The sequence below is a fragment of the Sphingomonas bacterium genome, assembly GCF_903644055.1.
GTDB lineage: Bacteria > Pseudomonadota > Alphaproteobacteria > Sphingomonadales > Sphingomonadaceae > Sphingomonas_I.
Map to the genome: position 1 here is coordinate 1 of NZ_CAHJXD010000160.1, position 8,748 is coordinate 8,748.

6 protein-coding genes and 1 pseudogene are annotated in these 8,748 nt (G+C 68.6%); 5 read left to right on the forward strand and 2 right to left on the reverse strand.

Translation table 11 applies throughout. From position 1 onward, the window contains the following. Window positions 1-392, reverse strand: a pseudogene (locus HUU94_RS06960) (hypothetical protein); the annotation flags it as partial. 145 nt (window positions 393-537) lie between these two features. Here HUU94_RS06960 and HUU94_RS06965 point away from each other — a divergent pair. Both HUU94_RS06965 and acs read left to right on the forward strand, forming a co-directional pair. Then, window positions 538-1,512, forward strand: a complete 975-nt coding sequence (locus tag HUU94_RS06965) for a bile acid:sodium symporter family protein (protein ID WP_174274374.1) — start codon at window positions 538-540, stop codon at window positions 1,510-1,512. Between the two features lie 10 nt (window positions 1,513-1,522). Further along, window positions 1,523-3,463 carry an acetate--CoA ligase gene (gene acs / locus HUU94_RS06970; RefSeq protein WP_174274375.1) on the forward strand — a complete coding sequence of 647 codons (1,941 nt, stop codon included), beginning with the start codon at window positions 1,523-1,525 and terminating at the stop codon, window positions 3,461-3,463. A gap of 3 nt (window positions 3,464-3,466) precedes the next feature. Here the strand turns inward: acs and HUU94_RS06975 are convergent, their stop codons facing one another. Then, a complete protein-coding gene (locus HUU94_RS06975; RefSeq protein WP_174274376.1) occupies window positions 3,467-4,204 on the reverse strand; it encodes a prepilin peptidase in 738 nt (245 codons plus the stop codon). Between the two features lie 104 nt (window positions 4,205-4,308). On the opposite strand from HUU94_RS06975, the gene HUU94_RS06980 reads away from it, so the two are divergent. From HUU94_RS06980 to HUU94_RS06990, 3 genes are all read left to right on the forward strand, one after another. After that, window positions 4,309-6,045 carry a ShlB/FhaC/HecB family hemolysin secretion/activation protein gene (locus HUU94_RS06980; RefSeq protein ID WP_174274377.1) on the forward strand — a complete coding sequence of 579 codons (1,737 nt, stop codon included), beginning with the start codon at window positions 4,309-4,311 and terminating at the stop codon, window positions 6,043-6,045. Between the two features lie 7 nt (window positions 6,046-6,052). Further along, a complete protein-coding gene (gene wecB, locus HUU94_RS06985) occupies window positions 6,053-7,144 on the forward strand; it encodes a non-hydrolyzing UDP-N-acetylglucosamine 2-epimerase (protein ID WP_217429582.1) in 1,092 nt (363 codons plus the stop codon). Between the two features lie 63 nt (window positions 7,145-7,207). Continuing rightward, on the forward strand, window positions 7,208-8,581 hold the full coding sequence (locus HUU94_RS06990) for a class II 3-deoxy-7-phosphoheptulonate synthase (RefSeq protein ID WP_174274378.1): 1,374 nt from the start codon (window positions 7,208-7,210) through the stop codon (window positions 8,579-8,581). Window positions 8,582-8,748: the final 167 nt, after the last annotated feature.

The window sequence follows — 8,748 nt, forward strand, 5'->3', positions numbered from 1 at the left end:
GCGGCCTCGGCACGCGCGTTGGCGGCGGCGGCGTCCTGCTGCGCGCTGGCGGCGGCGTCGCGGTTGGCCGCATTGCTGGCGGCCTGGGCATGCTGTGCTTCGGCCAGCGCGTGATCGGCGAGTTCGCTCGCGTGGATCGCCTCCTTGATCGAGCGCTCCTTATGGCCCGCCGACGCATCCTCGCGCGCCAGCTTCAGCGAGGCTTCGGCATCGGCGCGGATGTGCGCGGAATCGCCGCCGGGTGCGATCTTCGCCGCCGCGTCGATCTTGCCTTGCGCCTCGGCGATCGCTTTCTGCGCGCGATCGCCTTTTCCTTCGGCGAGCGCTGCGCTGCTCGCGAGGATCATCAGGCTCGAAATGGCGGCGCCGTGCGCCAGGCGGGCGATACGCATGATAGTTCTCCGATCGTTGATTGGTGGGCGGACAACCGTAACGATCGGCTAAAGTTCCGGATCGGACGTTTCTGAACCGCCGTTCATCATGCCTCCGTCAACTTCGGTTGGCCTTTGGCGCCCTTCCTGCCAAACACCGCGTCCGATGTTCAAACGGCTGATCCCCGATCCCTTCCTGCTCTATCTCGCGAGCACGGTCCTGCTGGCGACCTTGCTGCCCGCGCGCGGCACCTTCGCTGCCTTCGTCGGCTGGCTGTCGATCGCGACGGTGGTCGCCCTCTTCTTCTTCCACGGCGCCAAGCTCGCCCGCGAACAGATCGTCGCGGGCCTCGCCAACTGGCGGCTGCACCTGACGATCCTCGCGGCGACCTTCCTGCTCTTCCCCCTCCTCGGCGTCGCCAGCGAGCATCTGGCGCCCCGCCTGCTGCCGCGCGATCTCTGGATCGGCGTGCTGTTCGTCTGCGCGCTGCCCTCGACGGTGCAATCGGCGGTCGCCTTCGTTTCGCTCGGTCGCGGCAACGTGCCGGCTGCGATCGCCTCGGCTTCGGCGAGCCAGATGCTCGGCATCGTGCTCACGCCTGTCCTGATGGGCCTGATCGCGGGCACGCACGGCGGCGGCGGCGGCGCCGCCGGCGTCGGCAAGGTCGCGCTGGAAATCTTCGTGCCGTTCGTCGCCGGGCACCTGCTGCGCCCCTGGATCGGCGGCTTCGTGGCGCGCCACAAGGGGATCATCGGCTACACCGATCGCTCGACGATCCTGATCGCGGTCTATGCCGCTTTCTCGGCGGCGGTGCTGGAAGGGCTGTGGCACAAGCTGCCGCCGCAAAGCCTCGTCATCCTGCTGCTGGTCGACGCGGCGCTGCTGGCGATCGGCCTCGCGATGACGTGGGGCCTGGGGCGATTGCCGGGCTTCGATCGCGCCGATCGAGTCACGATCCAGTTCTGCGGCACCAAGAAGAGCCTGGTCCAGGGCGTGCCGATGGCGCGCGTGCTGTTTACCGGGCCGGAGGCGGGCGTGATCCTGCTGCCGATCATGCTTTTCCACCAGATGCAGTTGATGGCCTGCGCCGTGCTGGCGCGGCGATACGCCAGGCAAGCCGATGCCGAAGACGCGGCGTGAAGGAGAGACGATGAGCGACGCTGCGGTGTACCCGGTTCCGGCGGAGTGGGCGGCGCATGCCAGGATCGATGCCGCGCGCTATGCCACGCTCTACCGCCGATCGATCGACGAGCCCGATGCCTTCTGGCTGGAGCAGGCGAAGCGGCTCGACTGGATCGATTTCCCGACGCGCGGCGACGAGAGCAGTTTCGACAAAGCCGATTTCGGGATCCGCTGGTTCGGCGACGGGCGCCTCAACGTCGCCGCCAACTGCCTGGACCGCCACCTCGCCACGCGCGGCGCGGCGACGGCGATTATCTGGGAGCCCGACGATCCCGCGGGGGAGCCCCGCACGATCAGCTATCGCGAACTTCACGAGCAGGTATGCCGCCTCGCCAACGTGCTCAAGGCCAACGGCGTCGCCAAGGGCGATCGAGTCACCATCTATCTGCCGATGATCCCCGAGGCGGCGGTGGCGCTGCTCGCCTGCGCGCGGATCGGGGCCGTGCATTCGGTGGTGTTCGGCGGCTTTTCCCCCGATGCCCTGGCCGGCCGGATCGCCGATTGCCAATCGAGGATCGTCATCACCGCGGACGAGGGACGGCGGGGCGGCAAGGTCGTGCCGCTCAAGGCGAACGTCGACATGGCATGCGACAGCGCCGGCATCGTCGAAAAGGTGATCGTCGTCCGCGCCACCGGCGGCGGGATCGAGATGCGCGCGGGCCGCGACGTCGATTATGGCGAGGCGCTGGCCGCCGCGCCGTCGGAATGCCCGGCCGAAGCGATGTCCGCCGAGGATCCTTTGTTCATCCTCTATACCAGCGGATCGACGGGGAAGCCCAAGGGGGTGATGCACAGCGGCGGCGGCTATCTGCTGTGGGCCAGCCTGACGCACGAACTGGTGTTCGATTACCGGCCCGGGCAGATATTCTGGTGTGCCGCCGATATCGGCTGGGTCACCGGCCACAGCTATATCGTCTATGGCCCGCTGGCGAACGGCGGCACGACGCTGATGTACGAGGGCATACCCAATTGGCCCGATGCCTCGCGCATCTGGCGGATCGTCGACCGCCACAAGGTGGAAATCCTCTACACCGCCCCCACCGCGCTCCGCGCGCTGATGAAGGATGGCGACGCGCCGGTGCGAGCAACGAGCCGCAAGTCACTGAGATTGCTTGGCACGGTCGGCGAACCGATCAATCCCGAGGCGTGGCGCTGGTATCATGACGTGGTCGGCGAGGGCCGCTGCCCGATCGTCGATACATGGTGGCAGACCGAGACCGGCGGTCACATGATAACCCCCCTGCCCGGCGCCACCGCGCTCAAGCCGGGATCGGCGACCACGCCCTTCTTCGGCGTCGATCCAAAGTTGCTGGACGACAAGGGCGCCGCGCTGGAAGGGCCGGCGCAGGGCAATCTGGTGATCGCGCGAAGCTGGCCCGGGCAGATGCGCGGCGTGTGGGGCGATCCCGAACGCTTCTTCCAGACCTATTTCACGACCTACGAGGGGGTCTACACTACCGGCGACGGCGCGCGCCGCGACGAGGACGGCTATTGGTGGATCACCGGGCGCGTCGACGACGTGATAAACGTCTCGGGCCATCGCATGGGCACCGCCGAAGTGGAAAGCGCCCTGGTGCTGCACCCGAAGGTCGCCGAGGCGGCGGTCGTCGGCATGCCGCACGATATCAAGGGCCAGGGCATCTACGCTTATGTGACGCTCAACGCCGAAGAGGAGCCGTCCGAGGCGCTGCGCAAGGCCTTGCGCGATTGGGTGCGCAACGAGATCGGCCCGATCGCGGCGCCGGACGCGATCCAGTTCGCGCCGGGCCTGCCCAAGACGCGCAGCGGCAAGATCATGCGCCGTATCCTGCGCAAGGTGGCCGAGGGGGATATCGGCAGCCTCGGAGATACCAGCACGCTGGCCGATCCCGCCGTCGTCGACGATCTGATCGCCAACCGCGTCGGCTGAGGCTCAGCCGGCGCGCTGGAGCAGCAGCCAGGCGGGCCAGGCGGCGCAGGCGAGCAGCGCGCCCAACGGCAGGCGATCGGTCCCGCGCATTTTTCGGATCAGCGCCACGGCGAAACCGATCGCGCAGGCGGCGATGACGACCCATGGCAAGGCCGCCCAGCCCAGCCAGGCGCCGATCGCGCCGAGCAGCTTGGCATCGCCCTGCCCCAGCCCGACGCGGCCTCTCGCTGCGCGATAGCCGCGGGCAAGCAGGGCGAGGGCAAGCCAGCCGGCGATCGCGCCGATCAGGCGATCGGGCAGCGCGGGCGGCACCCCGATCGCGCCGGCGAGCAGGCCGAGCGCCGCCAGCGGCAGCGTCAGCCTGTCCGGCAACCAGAAATGCTCATGGTCGAGCAGGGCAAGCGTCGCGAGCAGCCAGCCGAACATCGCCCCGCACCAGCCCGCCGGCCCCGGCTGGACCAGCAGCGCCGCAGCGCCGATCAGCGTGCATCCGACCTCCATCATCGGATGCGTCCGGTAGATCGGCGCGCCGCAGCACCAGCATCGCCCGCGCGCCCAAAGGTAGCTGACGATCGGTACGAGCCGCCATGCGCCGATCGTTATGCCGCACCCGTCGCACGCGGACCTCCCCTGCACGATCGAGCGGTGCTCGGGCCAGCGGATCGCCAGCGTCGAGAGGAAGCTGCCGGCTATCGCCCCAAGCACCGCCGCCGCGCACGCCCCGCCCGCAACTTCGTTCATCGCGCGCTGTCTCCCGGCCGTTTACCGTGGCCCGGGACCGCGATATTCGGGCGGGGCTCCAAGGGGAAGCCGGTGGCCAGGCGGCCGGCGTTGGGGGGAGCGCGATGCGATCATTTGCCGGCCTGCCGATCCTGATGGCGCTTGCCTTGACCGCCGGCCAGGGCGCGGTGGCGGCCCCGCCCGAAGACATCCCCCCGCCGACGCGCGAAGAGGTTCAGCGCGCCGCTCCCGAACGCGCGCTGATGCCATCCCATCTCACCGTGGAGCCGCTTGCCCCCCCGCCATGTCCGCTCGCAGCCACATCCGGCGAAACCACCACCGTGCTGGGCGGCGTAGTATTCGAGGGGGTGGAAGAGGCTGCGGCAACTACCTTGAAGCCGGCCTATGAGGCGCTGGTCGACCGGAAGATCGCGCCTCCCGATCTCTGCGGGATCCGCGACGCGGCCGCCGCGATACTGGCGCGACAAGGCTATATCGCTGCGGTCGAAATTCCCCCGCAGCGCCTCTCCGATGGCGGCATCGCGCGCCTTCGCGTGGTAATGGCGCGGCTCGTCGGCTTCGAGGTGCGGGGTGTCGCGGGGCGCAGGCGCCGGCTCGTCGAAGCCTATCTGCGCGCGCTCGTCCGCCCGGCGCCCTTCAACACGCGCGAGGCCGAACGCAAGCTGCTGCTCGCCCGCGACCTGCCCGGGCTCGACATCACCTTCACGCTGGTTCCCGCGCAAGAGCCCGGCGAAGTGATCGCCGATGTCTCGGTCAAGGCCCGGCCGCTGGACGTCCAGCTCGGCCTCCAGAATTATGGGAGCGGCGATACCGGGCGCTGGGGCGTGCTGGCCGCCGCCCAGGCGGCGAATTTGATCGCGGCGGGCGATCAACTCTCGCTGGGGCTGTTCTCGAGCACGCATCCGCGCCGCCAGATCGTCGTGCAATCGGCCTATGACGCGCGGATCGGCCATGACGGGCTTGGCATCGGCCTGCGCTTCACCGATGCCTGGATACGCACCCGGGCCGAAAGCGGCCTGGTCTTTCGCAGCCATACGATCGTCGGCTCGCTGCTGGCGCGCTATCCGCTCGTCCGCTCGCAGCGCCTGGATATCGCGGCCAGCGGCGGGCTCGACGTCATCGATCAGGATCTCAGGGCGCAGGGGTTCCTGCTCACCCGCGATCGGCTGCGGACCGCGTTCCTGCTCGTCGATTTCGGAATCGGCGACACGGCGCGCGAACAGCATCCGCCACGCTGGCGCGCCGGCGGGGCGCTGGAGGTGCGCAAAGGGCTTGCGGCGCTGGGAGCGAGCCGGGGCTGCGGGAGCGCGCCGGCGTTCGCCGATTGCGCCTATTTTCCCACGATCAGCCGGCTCGACGCCGATCCCCAGGCAGCGCTCGTCCGCTTTTCCGGCAGCGCCGAGGCGCGGGTGATGGGTGCGGTCTCGATCGCCTTCACCCCGCGCGCGCAATATGCGTTCGCGCCGCTGCTGGGATATGAGCAATTTTCGGGGGGCGCCTACACGATCGGGCGGGGCTATGATCCGGGTGCGGCGATCGGCGACAGCGGCATGGGGCTGGCGACCGAGCTGCGCTACGGCGCTTTGCAGGCGTGGGGGAAGCAATTGACGATGCAGCCCTACGCCTTCGTCGATGCCGTTCGTGCCTGGATCAGAAGCGCAAGCACGCCCGGAGACGATGGCGGCACGTTGATCTCGGCGGGCGGGGGCGTCCGCGCTATGCTCGGAAGCCGCGTGCGCGCGGACCTCGCGCTGGCGGTGCCGCTGCGCACCGCACCTTCCGCAGTCCGCCGAGGCGATACGCGCGTGCTGCTCTCGGTGAGCACCCGCCTCTCCCATTGATGCGACCGTGAGAGCGATCCGGATCGTCGCGATCGGCGGCACGCGCCCCGAAGCGATCAAGCTCGCGCCGCTGATCCGGGCGATGCGCGGCAGGCCCGACGTGGAATTCCTTCAGGTCGCCACTGGGCAGCATCCCGTGCTGTTCCATCAGGCGCTGCGCGAGTTCGGGATCGACGCGGACATCGATCTGGCACTCCCCCACGACGACGCAGGTCGCTTCTCCGTGGAAGCCGAGCAAAGGGTCGCCGCTCTGCTGACCGCGCTTCGTCCCGATCTCGTTCTCATCCAGGGCGACACCAACAGCGCGTGGGCGGCCGCCCGTGCCGCGCATCGGCTCGGCCTGCCCGTCGGCCATGTCGAGGCGGGGCTGCGCTCGGGCGACCCCGCGATGCCGTGGCCCGAGGAGCGCAACCGCCGGGAGATCGATGGCCTTTCGACTTTGCTGTTCGCGCCGAGCGCGGAGGCCGCGGCTAATCTCGCGGGACATTCCGGCCGCGTGACGGTGACCGGCAACACCGTGATCGACGCGCTGAACATGATCAAGCCGAGCGCGCCGAGCCAGGTGCGCGACGCCGGACGCAAGCTGATCCTCGTGACCGCGCATCGGCGCGAGACGATCCCGGAGCTCCCGAACGTCTGTCGCGCATTGCTTCGCCTCGCCGAACGCAACGACGTCGAGCTGCACTTTCCGCTCCATCCAAACCCCGCGGTCACGCGGGAAGTGACAGTGCGCCTTGGCGGACAGCCGCGCATCATCCTCGAACCGCCGCTCCCTTATGCCGCGCTGATCGCCTTGCTGTGCCGCGCCACGATCGTGCTGACCGACAGCGGCGGCTTGCAGGAGGAGGCCCCCGCTCTGGGTATTCCCGCGCTGATCATGCGAACGATCACCGAGCGGCCCGAGGTCGTCGCCAGCGGCAATGTCCGGCTCGTCGGCCTCGATCCCGATCGCATCGTCGCGGAGACGATCAGGCTGCTCGATGCGTCCGAAGCCTATGCGGCGATGGCGACCGCGCATTTTCCTTATGGGGACGGCGACGCCGCCGAGCGGATCATCGCCGCGATCGATCGATGGTGGGCGACTTCGCGATCCGGCTGACTGCAGGGCGCTTCCCCTCGCCGCACGCTTCCCGTAAGGCCCCGCGCCACGAAAGGACGTGAAATGGCGACGAACTGGACGCCGGATAGCTGGCGGCGTCATGAAGCGCGGCAGCTTCCCGATTATCCCGATGCGCAGGCGTTGGCGGATGCCGAGGCCGAGCTCGGCCATTATCCGCCGCTGGTCTTCGCAGGCGAAGCACGCGCGCTGACCGCCGATCTGGCGCAGGTCGCGGCGGGCAAGGCCTTCCTGCTTCAGGGCGGCGATTGTGCGGAGAGCTTCGCCGAATTCCACCCGAACACTATCCGCGATACGTTCCGCGTCCTCCTCCAGATGGCGGTCATCCTCACTTATTCGTCGAAGCTGCCGATCCTCAAGGTCGGTCGCATGGCGGGGCAGTTCGCCAAGCCGCGCTCGACGCCCACCGAAACGATCGACGGTGTCGAACTGCCCTCGTATCGCGGCGACAACGTCAACGATATCGCCTTCACGCCGGAGGGTCGCGCGCCCGATCCGCAGCGGATGGTCAAGGCGTACAGCCAGTCCGCCGCAACGCTCAACCTGCTCCGCGCCTTCGCGCAGGGCGGCTATGCCAATCTCGCGCAGGTCCATGCCTGGACGCTCGATTTCATGGGCCGCAGCCCCTGGGCCGCGCAATATCAGCAGGTCGCCGATCGGATCGGCGAGGCGCTGGGCTTCATGGCGGCGTGCGGAATCAATCCCGAGACCGTGCCGCAACTGCGCGCGACGAGCTTCTACACCAGCCATGAGGCCCTGCTGCTCCAATATGAGCAGGCGCTCACCCGGCGCGATTCGCTGACCGGCGATTGGTATGGCCTTTCGGCGCACATGCTGTGGATCGGCGACCGGACGCGCTTCGAAGGCTCGGCGCATGTCGAATATCTGCGCGGCGTCGGCAATCCCATCGGTCTCAAGTGCGGGCCGAGCCTGGAGCCCGATGCGCTGCTGCGCCTGCTCGATACGCTCGATCCCGCGCGCACGCCGGGCCGCATCACGCTGATCACGCGCTATGGCCACGACAAGATCGAGGCGCACCTCCCCAGGCTCGTCCGCGCGGTCAAGCGCGAGGGGCGCCCGGTCGTCTGGAGCTGCGATCCGATGCACGGCAATGTCGTCAAGGCCGCCAACGGCTATAAGACGCGGCCGTTCGATCGCATTCTCGACGAGGTGCGCGGCTTCTTCGCGGTGCACCGCGCCGAGGGCACGCACGGCGGCGGCATTCATGCCGAGATGACCGGACAGAATGTCACCGAATGCACCGGCGGCGCGATCGCGGTGACGGAGCAGGGGCTCGCCGATCGCTACCACACGCATTGCGACCCGCGCCTCAACGCGGGGCAGAGCATCGAGCTCGCCTTCCTGCTCGCCGAAATGCTCAATCAGGAAATGCGCGAACGCGAGAAGGCCGCCGCTTAGGTCTATCTTGGTGACGCTGAAACTCTCGTCACCCCGGCCTTGAGCCGGGGTGACGTCAGCTTGAACAGGACAGCCTCTAGATTGGGATGATCTTAGAGTCCGTCTCGAATCTCATGCGTAACGAGCTATGCGGCGGATGAGCATTGCGGCTGATGCGGCGTAGAGGA